The organism is Amycolatopsis sp. NPDC059021 (assembly GCF_042739895.1).
In the GTDB taxonomy this organism is placed as follows: domain Bacteria; phylum Actinomycetota; class Actinomycetes; order Mycobacteriales; family Pseudonocardiaceae; genus Amycolatopsis.
This window is the reverse complement of the sequence record NZ_JBHYIQ010000037.1, coordinates 38,197-55,051: the sequence shown is the minus strand read 5'-3', so window position 1 is coordinate 55,051 and position 16,855 is coordinate 38,197. Positions and strand designations below refer to the sequence as shown.

Sequence of the window (16,855 nt, the reverse complement as noted above, 5' to 3'; positions counted from 1 at the left end):
TGAACCGTCCTTTGTCCACACGGGCGCCTTTCTGCCCCCCTTACCGGCGCTGAGCGCTGTGAAGGAGGCCTTCACGGACCTCGACCCCCGGCCGACGGCTCTGAGGTTTTCCTGAGAACTCGCGGATACGGTCCGGCTTGGTTCGGCCGGGCGAGTAGCGGGAGGTCGTGGCGTGGGCAGCGAAACCGTGGAGTACCTGATCATCGGAGCCGGTCCGGCGGGCACCCAGCTCGCGTACTTCCTCGACCGGGCGGGCAGCGACTACCTGGTGGTCGAGGCGGGCGAATCGGCGGGCACGACGTTCCGCACCTTCCCCCGGCACCGGCGGATGATCTCGATCAACAAGCCGCACACCGGTTCGGACGACGCGGAGCGGAACCTGCGGATGGACTGGAACTCGCTGCTGTCCGACGATCCGAAGCTGCGGTTCACCGAGTACACCGGCAAGTTCTTCCCGGACGCCGGCGACTACGTGCGCTACCTCGCCGATTTCGCCGACGCGTACGGCCTGAACATCCGGTACGACACCCGGATCGTTGCGCTGGAGCGTCCCAGTGACTTCGTCGCGACCACCGGGAAAGGCGAGCGGATCACCGCCAAGCGCGTCGTCGTGGCCACCGGATTCGGCCGTTCCTACGTGCCCGACATCCCGGGCATCGAAACGACCGAAAGCTACTGGGACATGCCGGTCGATCCCGGGGAGTTCACCGATCAGCGGGTGCTGATCATCGGCAAGGGCAACTCCGGTTTCGAGACCGCCGACAACCTCAACGAGCACGCCGCGCGGATCCACGTGCTCGGCCCCAGCGCGCTGAAGTTCGCCTGGCGTACCCACTTCATCGGCCATCTGCGCGCGGTGAACAACAACTTCCTCGACACCTACCAGCTCAAGACGCAGAACATGGTGCTGGACGCGACCATCGACCGGATCGAGCGGCGCGACGGCGAGTATCACGTGACGCTGACCTACGCACGCAGGCCCAAAACTGTCACGCTCGTCTACGACCGGGTGCTCACCTGCACCGGATTCGCCTTGGACGACAGCATTTTCGGCGCGGGCGCGCGGCCGGAGCTGACCATCAAGGACCGGTTCCCGAAACTGACCGAAGAATGGGAGTCGGTGAACGTCCCCGATCTGTTCTTCGCGGGGACACTGACCCAGTCCCGTGATTTCAAGAAGTACACCAGCGCGTTCATCCACGGATTCCGTTACGGGGTACGCGCTTTGAGTCAGGTGCTGGCGCACCGCTACAACGGCGCCGAGTGGCCGTCGCGGATGCTGCCCGCCGAACCGGAGGCCATCGCGGACGCGCTGCTGGACCGGCTCGACCACACCTCCGCGCTTTTCCAGCAGTTCGGTTTCTTGTGTGATTTCGTGTCCGTGCCCGCCGGGTCGAGTAACGCCCGGTACCACGAGGAGATGCCGTTCGATCTGCTGCACAAACCGGGCTATGGCGCGAAGGGCACCGTCATCACCGTTTCGCTGGAATACGGCGCCGGACATTCCGCGATCGACCCGTTCGACGTCGAAGCCGGTCGCGCGTGGGAAGCCGATCCGGCCAACGAGGACCGCTACATGCACCCGGTGGTACGGCATTTCCGCGACGGCGAACTGGTGTCGGTCAAGCATTTGCCCGAGCAGATCTACAACGAATGGACCGACGAGGACGAGTACCGGCTGCCACTGCGCGAATTCGTCGCCGGGGCACTCAGCGGCGCACCGGCCGTCGCCTGACGCGGGGATCGGAGCCCACGCCATGACCATGGATCTGTCGCCGGTCAATCTCCGCGAGTTCGAACGAGCCGCCCGCGACCGCCTCGATCCGGTGTACTACGACTACTTCGCCGGTGGCGCACAGGACGAGCACACGGTCCGGGCCAACGAATCGGCGTTCGCCGCGATCGAGCTGGTGCCCAGGATCCTGCGCGGCGCCGAGGATCCCGAGCCTGCGACGAGCCTGCTGGGCTGTCCGTCCGCGATGCCGGTGCTGCTGGCACCGACCGCCTTTCACCGGATCGCGCATCCGGAGGCGGAGCTGGCCACCGTGCGCGCCGCGGCCAGGGCGGACGTGATCATGACCGTCGCCATGCTGTCCACCGTCGCGGTGGAACGGATCGCCGAGGAGGCTCGCGGCGTACTCGACGGCACCGACCCGAAACTCTGGTTCCAGCTCTACGTCCAGCCGGACCAGGAATTCACCAGGGCACTGGTGCAGCGGGCCGAGTCGGCGGGCTGCCGCGCACTGGTGGTCACCGTGGACTCGGCGGCGCTGGGGCGTCACGAACGCAACGACCGCAACGATTTCCACCAGCTCCCCGAGGACGTCCAGTGCGAGAACCTGCGCGGGCTGGGCGGCAGCGATTCGGGCAACGTGCGGCGGGTGACGCTTTCGCCGGAGATCTCCTGGCAGCACATCGAAAAGCTGCGCGAGATGACCCGGCTGCCGATCGTGCTCAAGGGTGTGCTGCATCCCGCCGACGCCCGGCTGGCGGTGCGCAACGGCGTGGACGCGATCGTGGTGTCCAATCACGGCGGCCGTCAGCTCGACACCACACCGGCCACCATCGCGCAGCTGCCGGTGCTGGCCGACGCGGTGTCCGGGCGCATTCCGCTCCTGCTCGACGGCGGTGTCCGGCGCGGCACCGACGTGGTGAAGGCGCTGGCGCTCGGTGCCGACGCGGTGGCCCTGGGCAGGCCGATCGTCTGGGGCCTGGCCGCGGACGGCGAGGCCGGGGTGGCCAAGGTGCTCGAGCTGATGCGGTCCGAGCTGGAGAACGCGCTGGCCCTGTGCGGGGTGTCCGCCCCGAAGGAACTGAGCCGGGATCTCGTGGCTCTGCGCAAGGAAAACTCTCGATCCCGTGAGGTACAAGCATGACAGTCCCCAGTGAAGCCGTGGACGACATCGACGAGGTCGCCGAACTCCTCGCCGAGGCACGGCTGCGGCGGCCGAACAACGCGCCGCACGACCGGTTCCTGACGTCCTACAAGGCGAGGATGCTGTATCGGTCGGAAATCCTGCGCCCGCCCGCTGTGCACGGCGTGAAGGACGCGGTCGATCTCCACTGCCACGCCCACGAAGGCCAGCAGGACGCGCTGTCCATCGCGAAACTGGCCTCGGCGAGCGGGATGAAAGGTTTACTGTACAAGAGCATGCCCGGGATGAACCGGCCCGACCTGTCCGGTCCGGCCGAGGCGGTCCGCGCGCTCGAAGACCCGCTGCACCGGTGGGCCGACGAGATGGACATCGAGCCGATCCGGCTATGGTCGGGCTGGATCTGCACCGACACGCGCGGCCTTTCGGTGACCGAGGCGGCCCGAAAGCAGCTGGAGAGCGGGATCTCCGCGATCTGGATGCCGGTGTTCCGCAGCGCCAACACGCTGAGCAAGGTCGGCGGCAAGGCGATCTGGTTCGACAAGAACGCCGACCCGGCCGCGTGGACCGATCCGCTGCCCTGGGAGAAGGCGCTCCAGGTGGGCAATTACACGATCGACGAGCACGGCAGGCTCAAGCCGGAGTACCGCGAGGTCTTCCGGATGGCCGCCGACCACGACGTGATGATCTCCTTCGCGCACGCCACGCATCGCGAGATCGAAGCGATGGCCGAGCAGGTGCGCGACCTGAACATCACCAAGGCCGTGGTGGACCATCCGTTCAGCCCCTTCCTCGATCTGTCGCTCGCCCAGATGAAGGAGCTGACCTCGGCCGGGGTGTACCTGAACTTCACCTACGACGAGATCTCCCCGCTGCTGGGCATCGACCCGGCGGTGATGTGCCGGACCATCCAGGAGGCCGGCACCCACCACGTCACGCTGTCCAGTGACGCGGGGGAGCCGCTGTTCCCGAACACGGTGGAGGCGCTGCGGTTGCTGATCGCCCACATGCGGGCGTTCGGGCTGACCGACGAGGAAATCCGCGAGGTCAGCTCGGCCAATCCGTCGAAGGTGCTCAACGCGGCGTAAGGAGTCCCATGTCCTATCTGCCGTCTCTGCCGGAAGACGCGGTGCTGATGGACGTCTTCCGGGCCTATCCGGCCGGGGTCGCGCCGTTGGCCGACTACCACCGGATCCTGCTGCGCGGTCCGTCGGTTTTCTCGCTCGCCGAACGGGAACTGATCGCCGCCTATGTTTCCGGCCTGAACGACTGCGCGTACTGCCATGGCGTGCACGGTGCCACCGCGGAGGCGTTCGGTCTCCCGGAGGGACGGCTGACTGCGCTGCTCACCGATCTGGACACCGCGCCGGTCGAACAGCGGTGGAAGGTACTGCTGCGCTATCTCCGCACGCTGACGCTGGCCCCGTCGCGACTGACCAAAGTGGACGCCGAAGCGGTACTTGCCGAGGGCTGGGACGAAAAGGCGTTGCACGACGCGGTGTCCGTGTGCGCGTTGTTCAACTTCATGAACCGGTTCGTGGCCGGGCTCGGCATCACCGCGAACGAGGCGTACTTCGCTGCCGCGGCCGCCCGGTTCGTCGCCGACACCGACTATCGGGAGTATCAGGACATCGCCGAGTCCGGCTGAGGCCCTGCTGCCGGAAGTGCTTGCGGCAGCAGGGTTCTCGGTCAGCTCAGGGTGAGTGCGTTCCGCAGCACCGCGATCGCCTGGGCGATGGCGGCTTCGGCGGCGTGGGTTTCGCGGAGCGCGTTGACCATCACGAAGTCGTGGATGATCCCCTGGTACCGCACCGCGGTCACCGGCACGCCGGCCTGACGCAGCTTCGCCGCGTAGGCCTCGCCTTCGTCGCGGAGCACGTCCGCTTCACCGGTGATCACCAAGGCGGACGGGAGACCGGCGAGTTCGTCGAGGCTCGCGCGCAGCGGGGACGCGGTGGTTTCCGCGCGCTGGGCCGGGTCGGTCGTGTACTGGTCCCAGAACCACTTCATGCCTTCGCGGCCGAGGAAATAGCCCTCGGCGAACTTCAGGTACGACTCGGTGTCGAAGTTGGCGTCGGTGACCGGGTAGAACAGCACCTGCTGCCGGAAGACGACGTCACCGCGGCGCTTGGCCAGCAACGTGAGCGCCGCGGTCATGTTGCCGCCGACCGAGTCGCCGGCGATCGCGATTCTGGTGCTGTCCAGCCCCTTTTCGGCGCCGTGCTCGGTGACCCACTTCGCGACGGCGTAGTTCTCCTCGATCGCGATCGGGTAGCGCGCTTCCGGCGATCGGCTGTACTCCGGGAACACCACCGCCGCGCCGGTGCCCGCCGCGAGTTCGCGCACTAGCCGTTCGTGGGTGTGGAAGTCGCCGAACACCCAGCCCGCGCCGTGGATGTAGACGATCACCGGCAGGGGCCCGGTCGCGCCCGCCGGACGGACGATCCGCGTCTCGACGTCGCCGTTCGGGCCGCCGGGCACCGACAGGGTCTCGATGTCCGCCGCGGGCATCGCGATCTCGCCGTCCTGGACCGCGTCGACGGCCTTGCGTCCCTCGGCGGGCGGGAGCTGGAACAGGTACGGCGGCTGGTCGGTGGCCTCGGCGAACGCCTGTGCGGCGGGTTCGAGGGCGAGGTTGTGCGGGTTGGCGGTCATGACTGCCTCCTGGGTTCGGTGTGACAACCAAGAAGGTAGCTCGCAATTAAGTTGTGCACAACTGAGTTGGGCATGATGAGATTTACGGCACTTGAGTTGCGTGCGGATGCGCTGAGGGCGCAGGATGGAGGGTTGAGGAGGACGTGATGGCTGAACCCCTGTCGCTATGTCTCGATGACCAGCTCTGCTTCGGGCTGTATGCGGCTTCGCGCGCGGTGACGTCGCTCTACCGCGTCGTCCTGGCCGACCTGGACCTGACGTATCCGCAGTACCTGGTGATGCTCGCGCTCTGGGAGCGCGACGACCGGCTGGTCAAGGAACTCGGTACCGAGCTCAACCTCGACTCCGGCACGCTGTCGCCGCTTTTGAAGCGCCTGCAGACGGCCGGGCTGGTGCGCCGCGATCGTCAGGCCGACGACGAGCGCGCGGTCCGGGTCAGCCTCACCGAAGCGGGTACGGCGTTGCGCGAGAAGGCCGCCGGGATCCCGAACGTGGTCGGCGAGGCGATGGGACTGGACGAAGCCGGGCTCGCCCGCCTGCGCGCGGAACTCGACCGGCTGACGGAGTCGGTGAACGCCTACCGCGAGGCGATGCCCTCGGCCTGACGCCGTTCTCGGTGCTGCTTCAGGGAAGCGTGGCGCCCGTGGCGGCGAGCACGGTGGTGACCGGTTCGAAGTAGGAGTCGCCGCCGGACGCGCAGTCGCCCGTCGCGCCGATGGTCAGACCCAGCGCCGTGGTCCCGTCGAACAAGGGCCTGCCGTCGTCGCCCGGTTCGCTGCCGATGTTCGTCTGGATCAGGCCGGTGAGGGTCCAGCGCGAAGATCCACAATGGACTATTCGGCCGCCTGTCGCGGACCCGGGAACGAGCAACGAGGTTCGGCTGCTCAGCGGTCACTTCCCTGGTGTCATCGCGGGTAGCCTCGCATTACTTGCTCTCCCGAACACAAACATGGTCGTCGACCCCTCGATCCGCACAGGAGCGCCATGAGACGCCTGGCTGGAATCCTTGTCGTGTTCACTTTCCTCATGGCCGTCGCCGCCCCGGCCGAGGCTTCACCAGCGGGACAATCCCAGACGATCTGCATCAATTCCGCCCCCGCCACCGGCTGGATGATCACCGCCTATTACGACTCGTACCTCTGCGGTACGCCGGGTAGCGGGGTTTACAACGCGAAACAGGTCACCGATGTGCGGGACACGCCACCGGGCCGTGCTGTTTCGGCGTGTCAAATGCCGCCACCCAGCGGTTTCTACGCCACCTCGTGGTCGTACACGGCTTCGTGTGAAGGGAGCAAGACGCCCGACAGGCTGCTCAACAACCTGCAATCCGTGACGAATCTGAACGGGCTGTCGTCGGGCTTCACGATCGTCATCTGCGGAATCCAGAACGCGCCGTCCGGCTGGGAGCTGCTCGCCATCGTCGCGGCGTATCAATGCGTTTATCCGCGCGCCGGCGGTCTCGGCCAGAATGCCGTCTCCATCCGCAAACGCTGAACCATTCAATTCGGATTCGGGGAAAGCACCGTTCAGCTCGGCAGATAGGCCTTGAGCCACCGGGTCAGCTCGGTGAAGACGTGCTCGCGCACGGGCCGCGGCGACAGGACGAGGTCGTGCAGGCCGCCGTCGATGCGGATCAGCGTCAGATGCGGGCCGAGGCCGACGCACCGGCGGGCGATGTCGGTGACGTTCAGGACCGCGTCGGCCTGGCCGATATCGGTGTTCTTGCCGGGTTTCACCGACTTCGCCGAGATCATGACGAGGACGGGCACGTCGATGTCGAGCCCGGCCCGCAGGTGGCGCTGTCCCCGGTGGATGGCGGCGAGCCAGGCCGTCCGCACGGGGAAGCCCTCGACGGGTTTCCAGGTGAGGTCGAAGTCCCATTCCCCGCCGAAGGTGTGGTGGAGGCTCTGCGCGTAGGCGGGCGAGACCCCGGCGGGCAGTTCGGCCATCGGACGCGCGCGCCGCAGGACTCCGGCCAGCGCACCGGCCGCGACGCGTTTGAAAGCGGCTTCGGGCAGTTCGAAGAACGGGCTGTTGAGGAACAGTCCTTGGACCAGCCCCCGGCCCCGCACCCGGCCGGCCCACAGCGACGCGACGAGTCCGCCGGTCGAATGGCCGTTGAGCAGCACGACGTCGTGCTCGGCGCGGATGATCCGGACGGCCTCGTCGATCTCCGGGAAGTACTCGGTGAGGTCGGTGACGAAGTTCGGGGTCTGGTGCGGGCGCAGCGAGCGGCCGTACTTGCGCAGGTCCAGCGCGTAGAAGTCGAAGCCCTGCGCGAGATAGAAATCGGCGAGATGGGACTGGAAGAAGTAGTCCACGAACCCGTGGACGTACAGCACCGCGCGCCGCCGCGGCGGGTCGGCCCGCCGGGTGACGAGCGTGGCGAGGACCTCTCCCTCGTCGTCGGTGCCCAGCGGTATCTCGGTCGTCTCGTAGTCCGGCCCGAGCACGTCTGCCATCGGTCCTCCTCTGTCCACTTTGACCATAGTCACCGGATCCGCGCACAGCCGCATCCCGGCCACCGCGCGGGTCAGACGGTGCGCACGCCGGGTGGCAGCTGTCCGGCCGCGGAGGTCTCGCCGAGAATGCGGACGATCTCGCCCTGCAGGGCACGCGCCGCACGGGGTGGCGCCATACCGCGCCGGGAGGCCAGATACACCGTCCTGGTCAGGCCGGGCCCGGCGATCGGCGTGCCCCGGAACCGGTCCCGGACCATGGTGGCCGGCACGACCGCCAGCCCCATCCCGGCGTTGACGAATTCGAGCACGGCGTCCATCTCCCCGCCCTCGATGGCGAGCGTGGGCTCGAACCCGGCGGCGCGGCACGCGGCGAAGGTCGTCTCCCGGAGGTCGTAGCCGGGCCGGAACATCACCAGCGGACGTCCCTCGAGATCCCGGATGTCCATACGGGAACGGCGCACCGGCCGTGGCGCGTCGAGCGGCGACACCACGACCAGATCCTCGACGAACAGCGGGATGGTCTCCAGCACGGAGTCGTTCGTGAGGCGCGAGTCGATGACCAGCGCGAGATCGAGCGAGCCCTCGGACAGCTCGGTCTGCAAATCGCGCGACCCGCCTTCGTGGACGACGAGCTCGATGCCCGGATGCGCCTGCCGGAACGCCACCAGGATGGGCGGCAGCAGCCCGGTGCACAGCGACGGCGTCGCCCCGAGCCGCACCCGTCCGGTGTCGAGGTCCTCGAGCGCCCGGATCTCCTGCCGGGCCGTTTCGGCGTCGGCCAGGACGCGCCGGGCGATCGGGAGCAGCCGCTCGCCCGCCTCGGTGAGCTCGATGTTGCCGCGGTTCCGGTGGAACAACGGGGCGCCGAGGCTGTGTTCGAGCGCACGGATCTGTTGCGACAGCGACGGCTGGGCCACACCCGCCTGTGCCGCGGCCCGCGTGAAGTGACGTGTGTCGGCCACCGCCACGAAATATTCGAGCTGATGGAACTGCATGGAGGCATGATAGCCGACGCCTATCGCGACGAGAGCTTTTAGAACTTTGACCAATACTGGTGGGCGATCTACCGTGCGGAGGTGGCCAGCACAATGACGCGCACCCAGTCCGTGCGCTCCCTTTGGAGAACCACGATCGGCAAGAAGGCCGTCATGGCGATCACCGGTCTGCTCATGCTGGCCTTCCTGATCGCGCACATGCTGGGGAATCTGAAGGTATTCCTGGGTTCCGGCGAATTCGACCATTACGCGGCCTGGCTGCGCACCATCGGCGAGCCCGTGCTGCCCTACTCCTGGTTTCTGTGGATCCAGCGGGCGGTGCTGCTGGTGGCGGTGGTGTTGCACTTCACAGCGGCGCTGCAGCTGACGGTGCGCGACAAGCGGGCGCGGCCGGTCGGCTATGTGCACGGGCAACGTCCTCGCGCGAGTTTCGCGACCCGGACGATGCGGTACGGCGGGGTGATCCTGGCGCTCTTCATCGTCTGGCATCTGCTCGATCTGACGGTGGGCGCGGTACATCCGGCCTTCGATCCGGAAAGCCCTTACCGCAACGTCGTCAACGATTTCCGGATCTGGTGGATCACTCTGATCTACCTCGTGGCGGTGGTGCTGCTCGGCATCCACGTCAACCACGGTTTCTGGAGTGCCTCGCAGACACTGGGCCTCAACCGGCCGGGCCGCGACAAAGCCATCAAGGTGTTCGGATCGACGGTGGCGGTCGTGCTCACGGCGGGTTTCGCGCTCGTTCCACTCGGCGTCATGACCGGATTGGTGAGCTGAATTGACCGATTACCTCGTGGGTGACCCGATCACCGACACCGCGGCCCCCGGCGGCCCGCTCGAACGCCGGTGGGACGAACGCCGGTTCGGCGCCAAACTGGTCAATCCCGCCAATCGCCGCAAGCACCGGATCATCGTGGTCGGCACCGGCCTCGCCGGGGGATCGGCCGGGGCCACCCTGGCCGAACAGGGCTATCATGTCATCCAGTTCTGCTTTCAGGACTCGCCACGCCGGGCCCATTCGGTCGCGGCGCAGGGTGGGATCAACGCCGCGAAGAATTACCGGAACGACGGCGACTCGGCCTATCGGCTGTTCTACGACACGGTCAAGGGTGGCGATTTCCGCTCGCGGGAGTCGAACGTCTATCGTCTGGCGCAGCTGTCGGGCGAGATCATCGATCAATGCGTCGCGCAGGGAGTGCCCTTCGCCCGCGAGTACGGCGGGCTGCTGGACACCCGTTCGTTCGGTGGCGTACAGGTCGCCCGCACCTTTTACGCGCGTGGTCAAACAGGTCAGCAATTGCTCATCGGCGCCTATCAGGCGCTGTCCCGCCAGATCGACGCCGGGAACGTCGAACTGCACCCGCGCACGGAAATGCTCGATCTCATCGTCGTCGGGGGACGTGCCCGCGGCATCGTCGCGCGCGATCTGGTCACCGGCGCGATCGACACCTATCTCGCGGACGCGGTGGTGCTGGCCACCGGTGGTTACGGCAACGTCTTCTACCTGTCGACCAATGCCAAGGGCAGCAACGCCTCCGCGATCTGGCGTGCGCACAGGCGGGGCGCGTACCTCGCCAATCCCTGCTACACGCAGATCCATCCGACCTGCATTCCTCGTTCGGGAGAGCACCAGTCGAAGCTGACGCTGATGTCCGAGTCGCTGCGCAACGACGGGCGGATCTGGGTGCCCGAGTGTGCCGGTGACACCCGCCCTCCGGACGAGATCCCCGAAGCCGAGCGCGACTACTACCTCGAGCGGCTCTACCCGTCGTTCGGCAATTTGGTTCCCCGCGACATCGCTTCGCGGGCGGCCAAGAACCAGTGCGATGCCGGACGCGGTGTCGGGCCGGGCGGCCTCGGCGTCTACCTCGACTTCGCCGACGCCATCGCGCGCATGGGACGTCCCGCCGTCGAAGCCAAGTACGGCAACCTGTTCGAGATGTACGCGCGCATCACCGCGGAGGATCCGTACGAGGTGCCGATGCGGATCTACCCGGCCGTGCACTACACCATGGGCGGGCTCTGGGTCGATTACGACCTGCAGAGCACGATCCCGGGGCTGTTCGTGATCGGCGAGGCGAACTTCAGCGACCACGGCGCCAACCGGCTCGGCGCGTCGGCGTTGATGCAGGGGCTGGCCGACGGGTACTTCGTGCTGCCGACCACGATGAACCATTACCTCGCGTCCGCCGAACTGGAGCCCGTCGATGCGCGGAGCCCCGAGGTGACAATGGTTTCGGAGGAGGCGCGGGAACGGATCCGGCGGCTGATGTCGATCGACGGAACGCGCACCGTCGACTCGTTCCACCGCGAACTCGGGACCCTGCTCTGGGATCACTGCGGAATGGCCCGCACCGAGGGCGGCCTCCGCAAGACACTGGACCGGATTCCCGCGCTGCGCGAGGAGTTCTGGCGCTCGGTCAAGGTGCCCGGCGCGGGCGCGGAGCTGAACAAGGAACTCGAAAAAGCAAACCGGGTGGCGGATTTCTTCGAATTCGCCGAGCTGATGGTCCTCGACGCGCTCGTGCGCGAAGAGTCGTGCGGTGGTCATTTCCGCGAGGAGTATCAGACGCCGAACGGCGAAGCCCAGCGTGACGACGAGCATTTCAGCCACGTCGCGGCGTGGCAGTACAACGGCGAAGTCCCGATCCTGCACAAGGAAGCTCTCCAGTTCGACCACGTTCACCCGACCCAGCGGAGCTATGCGTGAAACTGACCGTGCGTATCTGGCGTCAGACGGGTCCCGGGGCGCCGGGAAAGATGGTCGAATATCCCGTCGACGACGTCACCCCGGAAATGTCCTTTTTGGAGATGCTGGACGTCCTCAACGAGTCGCTGATCGTCGCCGGTGAGGAGCCGGTCGCGTTCGACCACGACTGCCGCGAGGGCATCTGCGGCATGTGCGGTGTGGTGATCAACGGCCGGGCACACGGCCCCGAGCAGACCACCGCCTGCCAGCTGCACCTGCGTGCCTTCCGCGACGGCGACGTGATCGACGTGGAACCCTGGCGTGCCAAGGCATTCCCGGTGCTCAAGGATCTGGTCGTCGACCGCTCCGCGCTGGACCGCGTCATCCAGGCCGGTGGCTACATCACCGCCCCGACCGGCGCCGCTCCCGAAGCGCACTCGACCCCGGTGCCCAAGCCGGACGCCGAAACCGCTTTCGAGAACGCCACCTGTATCGGCTGCGGTGCCTGTGTGGCGGCCTGTCCCAACGGCTCGGCGATGCTGTTCACCGCGGCGAAGGTCACGCACCTCAACGTTCTTCCGCAAGGGCAGCCCGAGCGCGAGTCGCGGGTGCTGGACATGGTGGCCGCGATGGACGCGGAGGACTTCGGCGGCTGCACCAACGTCGGCGAGTGCGTGGCCTCCTGCCCGAAGGGCATTCCCTTCTTCAGCATCACCACGATGAATCGCGAGTATCTGCGCGCGGTGCGCAAACACTGAATACCCGCAGTCCTTTCGGGGACCGGTCCCGGGTGCCGGGCACGACAATCGGCGTCGCCCGTCACCCGTTGCCGACCAAGGGACCGAGATGGACTACCCGACGCAGGTCACACCGGAAGCCGCGCCGGTTCGCCGGAGCCATGACCCGGTGGCCGTCGCCCTCGCCAATGCCTCGCTGCTGAGCGTCGGATATCTGTTACTGGGGCGACGCAAACTCGCCGTGTTCAGCCTCGTGGTCACGGCCGCGCTCGTCACCCTCCTCGTCACGGTCGCCCGGTCGGTGTGGCTCGAGGCGGGCGTGGTCCTCTGGTGGGCGGCGCTCATCGCGCACGGGTGGTTCCTCGCACGACGGCGCGCTGAGCGAGTCGTGGTGCGCAGGCAGCGCATCATCGCCCTCGCGGTCGCGATTCCTGTGCTGCTCGCCTTCGGACTCCTTCGGTTCGACGCCGCCAGGATCGAGCACACCGTCACCGAGGCCCGCCACAGCGGCGACTGCGGGCAAGCGGAAACCGCGCTGCGCAAGGTGTGGTTCGGTCATCGCGTGGCCGACGCCCCGATGACCGTGCGCGGGGAGAAGACCGTTCAGGCCTGCGGTCGGCTGCGGACCGCCAAAGCCGGGCTCACCGCCGCGTCGGCAGGCGACGTCAACGCCCTGAAAGCGGGCTTCGACGGACTCGCCTCGATTCTCGCCCAGCTGCCCGGCCATGAGAAGATGGCCGAGGTGACCCTCGACGGGTTCCTCAACGGCTTACCCGCAAAGAACGCCTGCCACACCGCGGCGATCAGCGACTGGCTTTTCTGGCGGCACAAGAACAACACCGTGCTGGACCGGTCGGCCGCCGTTGTCGGGCGGATCGCCCCCGCGGCACTCGTCGGATGCGGTGACGAACTCGCGGCCGCCGAGCAATGGGAGCAGGCACGGGCGCGGTATCAGCAGTTCCTGGACCGGTATTCCGGCCAGGAACTCACCGGCAGGGCTGAGGAAGGGGTCAAGAAGGCCACGCTGGCCATCGAACTGGCCAACGTCCGCGGCCTGCTGCGCGGGCCGGCCAGCGCACAACCTGCCTACTGCGACAAACCGGCGCAATACAGCGGCGCAGCCCCTTACGGCAAAGGAACCAACCGTGCACTGTTCTACGGGAGCGACGAGTACACCGGCAAACTTCCCGCCGAGTGGCGGGGAACCGACGCCGCCGAGGCCGTGCTGGTGGTTTGCGCGGGCAAGACGGACTACGGAACTCCGGTCCAGACCTGCCCCTACCACAGTGAGAAACGGCCCGAGCTCCGTGGCGACGTGACCTTCCACAAGATCGCGATTCCGGTGAAGGCCTACGAGCTGCGGACCGGAAAGCTCGTGGTCGAGACCACGGTGGAGATCGGCGGCGCGAGTTGTCCCGAGACCTTCACCTACTCTCACTTCGGCACGATCGAGCTCGGCCCGCCACCGAAGGAATACGTCACCGCGTCCGACGCCGACATCCGTGCCGCGTTCACATCCCTGATCACTCCATGACCGCGGCGTCGTGAAGTCAACGGTCCGCGGAGCGAACGTCCGGGCAGAAAACCGGCAGGCCGATTCGCGCGGAAATCAGGCCGCGAACCGTCGCCCGAGCGGCCCGGCCGGGCGTGGCGTGTCTTCCCTATGGTCGAAACGCGCACTTCCCAGCCAATTCCAGAAAGGGCACCGATGAGCAGGAGCAAGGTGAAACGCGTACTGGGAACCTTGGGAATCATTCTCGCCGGGCTGCTGACCGGCGCGACACTCTCCGCCCCGCCGGCGGGCGCGGCACAGGCCGCCGCCGCGTCTCCGATCATCAGCGCCGCCGCCCCCAAATGTGTCGGGCTGGCGGACAACGGCAGTACGGCCAACGGGACCCGGTTGGTGTTGTGGGACTGCCATCTCCACGTCGACCAGCGGTGGTACCCCGGGCTGGACGGCCGCTCGTTGCGCAGCTTCGCCTCCGGCTACCCCAACGGCAAGTGCGTCGGGCTGGCGAACAACGGCAGTACCGCCAACGGCACCGAACTGGTGCTGTGGGACTGTCACCTCAACCCCGACCAGCAGTGGTCGTGGCGGGATCTGGGCGATGGCAACAACGCACTGGTCAACACCCCTTCGGGCAAGTGCGTGGGCCTGGCGAACAACGGCAGCACGGCCAACGGGACACGGCTCGTGCTGTGGGACTGCCACCTGCACGTCGACCAGCGGTGGTACTGACCACTGATTTGCGCACGAGAGGGGCAGGGACTCTCGCGAGCCCTGCCCCTGGTGCTCCATTGTGGACGGTCAGTCCGTGACCGGCGTGAGCAGCGCCGCGAACCGCTGATGGCGGTCGCCCACCTTGGCCGCCGAGGCGGCGATCTGACCGGCGTCGTTGATACCGTAGGCCGCCGTGATGGTCAGGCCGGAATCCGGCGGGATCAGCGTGGTCAGATCGGTGCGGACGCCGCCGCGGTACACCCAGCCGTCGCGGCCGTCACCGACGATCGTGCCGTCCTTGTTGATCGCGAAGGCGGTGCCGAACGTGCTCCCGCCGAGATCCGGCCACAGGTCGATCACCTTGCCCGCCGCGAACATCACCGGGTGCCGGGGCGCGAACTCGCCACCGCCGACCCCGGCCGCGCCGACCGCGATCCCGCCGGAGTTCATGGCGTGCGCCTCCGACCACGTGCTGCCGGGCAACGAACCGAGGCCGGACGGGCTGCCGTTGCGCCACACCGTGGCCTCGGCGTTGGTGACGTCGTTCGTCGTCGTGGACAATCCGAGAACCTGGCCGTCCGCGGTGATTCCGAACGCCCCGGCGACCCGGCCACCGGGCAGCGGCGGCAGCACCGTGGTCCTTCCTCCCTGGTAGAGCCAGGCGACACCGGTGTCGACGCCCCTGCCCGCGATCTGGCCTGCGTCGTTGATCGCACGCGCCTCGACCTGATCGTCGGCGGGCAGGATGCCGAGATCGGTCGGGACGCCGTTGCGCCACACCACCGCGGTCTGCCGGATGGGCAGCGTCTGCCGCGCGGAGCCGACGACGGTGTCGGAGGAGTTCATCCCGAACGCCGCGCTGTCGTGCGCCAAAGCCGGGTCGCCCGGTACCACGCCGGGCAACTCGGTCACCTGCGTCGGGCTGGTGCTGAGGTAGCCGGTCTGGGCGCCGAGGCCGGGGAACGACCCCAATCCCGCGGTATGGCCGGCCGCGTTGAGCGCGAAAGGTATGTTGCCGACCGCGCCGTTCATGGCTCTGATCATGGTCACCTGATAACGAACGGGAGCCGCCGCTGCCGCGTGGCCGGCGGTGACGGTGCTCGCGAGCGCGAACGGCGCCGCCAGCAGGGCAAGGGCGCGCGTGATCTTGTGCCGCACGTTGTCTCCTTTTCGAAGGGGAGCCGACACCGGGAAGTACACGCACGGGTTACGCCCCGCCCGCCGATCACGTCACAGGGGCACGTTCGACTGTGGCTGCTAATCCGCCGCTTTCGAGAGGCGGGCGGCGAGCGTCTTGACGTGCTCGACGAGTTCCGGGGGCTCGTGCACGCGGAACTCGAATCCTTTGCCTGCCACATAGATGGCCAGCTCGTCCAGTGAGTTGGACCCTGCCAGCAGGGTGCAGCTGTGCTCGTCGATCGGCTCCAGGACCGCGCTGGTGGGGGTGATGCGCTCTGCCGCGGTCTCGGCGTCGACGTGCAGGGTGAACCGGGCCTGATAGCGGTAGGCCGAGGTGGAGATCGCCCGTGACGTGTAGTCGCCGAGATCGGGGTCCGGCGGGGTGCGCGGGGCGAACCGGGGGCCGGTGGGCGTGCGTGGTCGGAGGCGGTCCACGCGATAGGTGCGCCAGTCCTGGTGGTCGACGTCCCAGCCGACGAGGTACCAGCGTCGTCCGGTGTGCACCAGCCGGTGCGGCTCGGTCGTACGGACGCTGCCGGTTCCGTCGTGGGTGCGGTAGTCGAAGCGCAGGCGCAGTGAGTCGCGGCAGGCGGCGGCGATGGCGGTGAGGGTGTCCGGGTCGGCGGTGGGTCCGGTGTTGGCCATCGGCACCGTCACCGAGTGCAGGGCGTTGATCCGGTGGCGCAGCCGGGACGGCAGAACCTGTTCGAGCTTGGCCAGGGCGCGCACCGAGGTCTCTTCGATGCCGGTGATCGAACCGCCGGCGGCGGTGCGCAGGCCCATCGCGACCGCGACGGCTTCGTCGTCGTCGAGCAGCAGCGGTGGCAGGTTCGCGCCTGGCCCCAGCCGGTAACCGGCGATGCCTGCGGTGGCCAGCACGGGATAGCCGAGGGCACGCAACCGGTCGATGTCGCGGCGCACGGTGCGCGGAGTGATTTCCAGCCGCTCCGCCAGTTCGGTGCCGGACCAGTCGCGTCGGGTCTGCAGGAGCGAGAGCAGTCGCAACAGACGTGCCGAGGTTTCCCACATGATGTGAAGTCT

The 16,855-nt window shown here is 67.7% G+C and carries 17 protein-coding genes; 11 read left to right on the top strand and 6 right to left on the bottom strand.

Going from position 1 to position 16,855, the window contains the following annotated elements:
- Positions 1–172: 172 nt before the first annotated feature.
- From ACFWX1_RS22410 to ACFWX1_RS22395, 4 genes are read left to right on the top strand one after another with little or no spacing between them, the layout of a single operon-like run.
- Entirely contained in the window at positions 173–1,735 is a 1,563-nt protein-coding gene (locus tag ACFWX1_RS22410; protein WP_378390200.1) for an NAD(P)-binding domain-containing protein, read from the top strand.
- Between the two features lie 22 nt (positions 1,736–1,757).
- Positions 1,758–2,876 carry an alpha-hydroxy acid oxidase gene (locus tag ACFWX1_RS22405; protein WP_378390198.1) on the top strand — a complete coding sequence of 373 codons (1,119 nt, stop codon included), beginning with the start codon at positions 1,758–1,760 and terminating at the stop codon, positions 2,874–2,876.
- A complete protein-coding gene (locus ACFWX1_RS22400; protein ID WP_378390196.1) occupies positions 2,873–3,961 on the top strand; it encodes a DUF6282 family protein in 1,089 nt (362 codons plus the stop codon). The genes ACFWX1_RS22405 and ACFWX1_RS22400 overlap by 4 nt, the downstream gene beginning before the upstream one ends.
- An 8-nt stretch (positions 3,962–3,969) precedes the next feature.
- Positions 3,970–4,521, top strand: coding sequence for a carboxymuconolactone decarboxylase family protein (locus tag ACFWX1_RS22395; protein WP_378390194.1), 552 nt, complete (start codon positions 3,970–3,972; stop codon positions 4,519–4,521).
- 41 nt (positions 4,522–4,562) lie between these two features.
- Here the strand turns inward: ACFWX1_RS22395 and ACFWX1_RS22390 are convergent, their stop codons facing one another.
- Positions 4,563–5,528: an alpha/beta hydrolase gene (locus ACFWX1_RS22390; RefSeq protein ID WP_378390192.1), complete on the bottom strand. Its 966-nt coding sequence runs from the start codon at positions 5,526–5,528 to the stop codon at positions 4,563–4,565.
- A gap of 146 nt (positions 5,529–5,674) precedes the next feature.
- On the opposite strand from ACFWX1_RS22390, the gene ACFWX1_RS22385 reads away from it, so the two are divergent.
- Positions 5,675–6,133 (top strand): MarR family winged helix-turn-helix transcriptional regulator, encoded by a 459-nt coding sequence (locus ACFWX1_RS22385; protein WP_378390190.1) that lies wholly within the window; start codon positions 5,675–5,677, stop codon positions 6,131–6,133.
- A 19-nt stretch (positions 6,134–6,152) separates the two neighbouring features.
- Here ACFWX1_RS22385 and ACFWX1_RS22380 read toward each other — a convergent pair whose 3' ends face one another.
- A complete protein-coding gene (locus ACFWX1_RS22380; protein WP_378390188.1) occupies positions 6,153–6,398 on the bottom strand; it encodes a hypothetical protein in 246 nt (81 codons plus the stop codon).
- A 141-nt stretch (positions 6,399–6,539) separates the two neighbouring features.
- On the opposite strand from ACFWX1_RS22380, the gene ACFWX1_RS22375 reads away from it, so the two are divergent.
- A complete protein-coding gene (locus ACFWX1_RS22375; RefSeq protein ID WP_378390187.1) occupies positions 6,540–7,022 on the top strand; it encodes a hypothetical protein in 483 nt (160 codons plus the stop codon).
- A gap of 32 nt (positions 7,023–7,054) precedes the next feature.
- Here the strand turns inward: ACFWX1_RS22375 and ACFWX1_RS22370 are convergent, their stop codons facing one another.
- Together ACFWX1_RS22370 and ACFWX1_RS22365 are read right to left on the bottom strand one after the other, a co-directional pair.
- Positions 7,055–7,990 carry an alpha/beta hydrolase gene (locus tag ACFWX1_RS22370; protein WP_378390185.1) on the bottom strand — a complete coding sequence of 312 codons (936 nt, stop codon included), beginning with the start codon at positions 7,988–7,990 and terminating at the stop codon, positions 7,055–7,057.
- Positions 7,991–8,061: 71 nt separating this feature from the next.
- A complete protein-coding gene (locus ACFWX1_RS22365) occupies positions 8,062–8,985 on the bottom strand; it encodes a LysR family transcriptional regulator (protein WP_378390183.1) in 924 nt (307 codons plus the stop codon).
- A 93-nt stretch (positions 8,986–9,078) separates the two neighbouring features.
- Between ACFWX1_RS22365 and ACFWX1_RS22360 the strand changes: the two genes are divergently transcribed.
- The 5 genes from ACFWX1_RS22360 to ACFWX1_RS22340 all read left to right on the top strand — a co-directional run bounded on the left by ACFWX1_RS22360 (position 9,079) and on the right by ACFWX1_RS22340 (position 14,653).
- Positions 9,079–9,765 (top strand): succinate dehydrogenase cytochrome b subunit, encoded by a 687-nt coding sequence (locus ACFWX1_RS22360; RefSeq protein ID WP_378390253.1) that lies wholly within the window; start codon positions 9,079–9,081, stop codon positions 9,763–9,765.
- Position 9,766: 1 nt separating this feature from the next.
- Positions 9,767–11,698, top strand: a complete 1,932-nt coding sequence (locus ACFWX1_RS22355; protein ID WP_378390181.1) for a fumarate reductase/succinate dehydrogenase flavoprotein subunit — start codon at positions 9,767–9,769, stop codon at positions 11,696–11,698.
- Complete coding sequence (locus ACFWX1_RS22350) at positions 11,695–12,435, top strand: succinate dehydrogenase/fumarate reductase iron-sulfur subunit (RefSeq protein ID WP_378390179.1); 741 nt, start codon at positions 11,695–11,697, stop codon at positions 12,433–12,435. The genes ACFWX1_RS22355 and ACFWX1_RS22350 overlap by 4 nt, the downstream gene beginning before the upstream one ends.
- Positions 12,436–12,523: 88 nt before the next feature.
- Positions 12,524–13,948 (top strand): hypothetical protein, encoded by a 1,425-nt coding sequence (locus ACFWX1_RS22345; RefSeq protein ID WP_378390177.1) that lies wholly within the window; start codon positions 12,524–12,526, stop codon positions 13,946–13,948.
- A gap of 174 nt (positions 13,949–14,122) precedes the next feature.
- Positions 14,123–14,653, top strand: coding sequence for an RICIN domain-containing protein (locus ACFWX1_RS22340; RefSeq protein ID WP_378390175.1), 531 nt, complete (start codon positions 14,123–14,125; stop codon positions 14,651–14,653).
- A 69-nt stretch (positions 14,654–14,722) separates the two neighbouring features.
- Here the strand turns inward: ACFWX1_RS22340 and ACFWX1_RS22335 are convergent, their stop codons facing one another.
- Positions 14,723–15,793 (bottom strand): hypothetical protein, encoded by a 1,071-nt coding sequence (locus tag ACFWX1_RS22335; RefSeq protein WP_378390173.1) that lies wholly within the window; start codon positions 15,791–15,793, stop codon positions 14,723–14,725.
- Positions 15,794–15,892: 99 nt separating this feature from the next.
- Entirely contained in the window at positions 15,893–16,843 is a 951-nt protein-coding gene (locus ACFWX1_RS22330) for a helix-turn-helix transcriptional regulator (protein ID WP_378390171.1), read from the bottom strand.
- Between the last annotated feature and the right edge of the window lie 12 nt (positions 16,844–16,855).

What these genes read in the sequence shown, in the direction of transcription:
- ACFWX1_RS22360 (WP_378390253.1), top strand. Translation starts at nt 9,079, where the DNA reads ATGACGCGCACCCAGTCCGTGCGCTCCCTTTGGAGAACCACGATCGGC.
- ACFWX1_RS22385 (WP_378390190.1), top strand. Translation starts at nt 5,675, where the DNA reads ATGGCTGAACCCCTGTCGCTATGTCTCGATGACCAGCTCTGCTTCGGG.
- ACFWX1_RS22365 (WP_378390183.1), bottom strand. Translation starts at nt 8,985, where the DNA reads ATGCAGTTCCATCAGCTCGAATATTTCGTGGCGGTGGCCGACACACGT.
- ACFWX1_RS22405 (WP_378390198.1), top strand. Translation starts at nt 1,758, where the DNA reads ATGACCATGGATCTGTCGCCGGTCAATCTCCGCGAGTTCGAACGAGCC.
- ACFWX1_RS22340 (WP_378390175.1), top strand. Translation starts at nt 14,123, where the DNA reads ATGAGCAGGAGCAAGGTGAAACGCGTACTGGGAACCTTGGGAATCATT.
- ACFWX1_RS22330 (WP_378390171.1), bottom strand. Translation starts at nt 16,843, where the DNA reads ATGTGGGAAACCTCGGCACGTCTGTTGCGACTGCTCTCGCTCCTGCAG.
- ACFWX1_RS22370 (WP_378390185.1), bottom strand. Translation starts at nt 7,990, where the DNA reads ATGGCAGACGTGCTCGGGCCGGACTACGAGACGACCGAGATACCGCTG.
- ACFWX1_RS22400 (WP_378390196.1), top strand. Translation starts at nt 2,873, where the DNA reads ATGACAGTCCCCAGTGAAGCCGTGGACGACATCGACGAGGTCGCCGAA.
- ACFWX1_RS22345 (WP_378390177.1), top strand. Translation starts at nt 12,524, where the DNA reads ATGGACTACCCGACGCAGGTCACACCGGAAGCCGCGCCGGTTCGCCGG.
- ACFWX1_RS22395 (WP_378390194.1), top strand. Translation starts at nt 3,970, where the DNA reads ATGTCCTATCTGCCGTCTCTGCCGGAAGACGCGGTGCTGATGGACGTC.
- ACFWX1_RS22390 (WP_378390192.1), bottom strand. Translation starts at nt 5,528, where the DNA reads ATGACCGCCAACCCGCACAACCTCGCCCTCGAACCCGCCGCACAGGCG.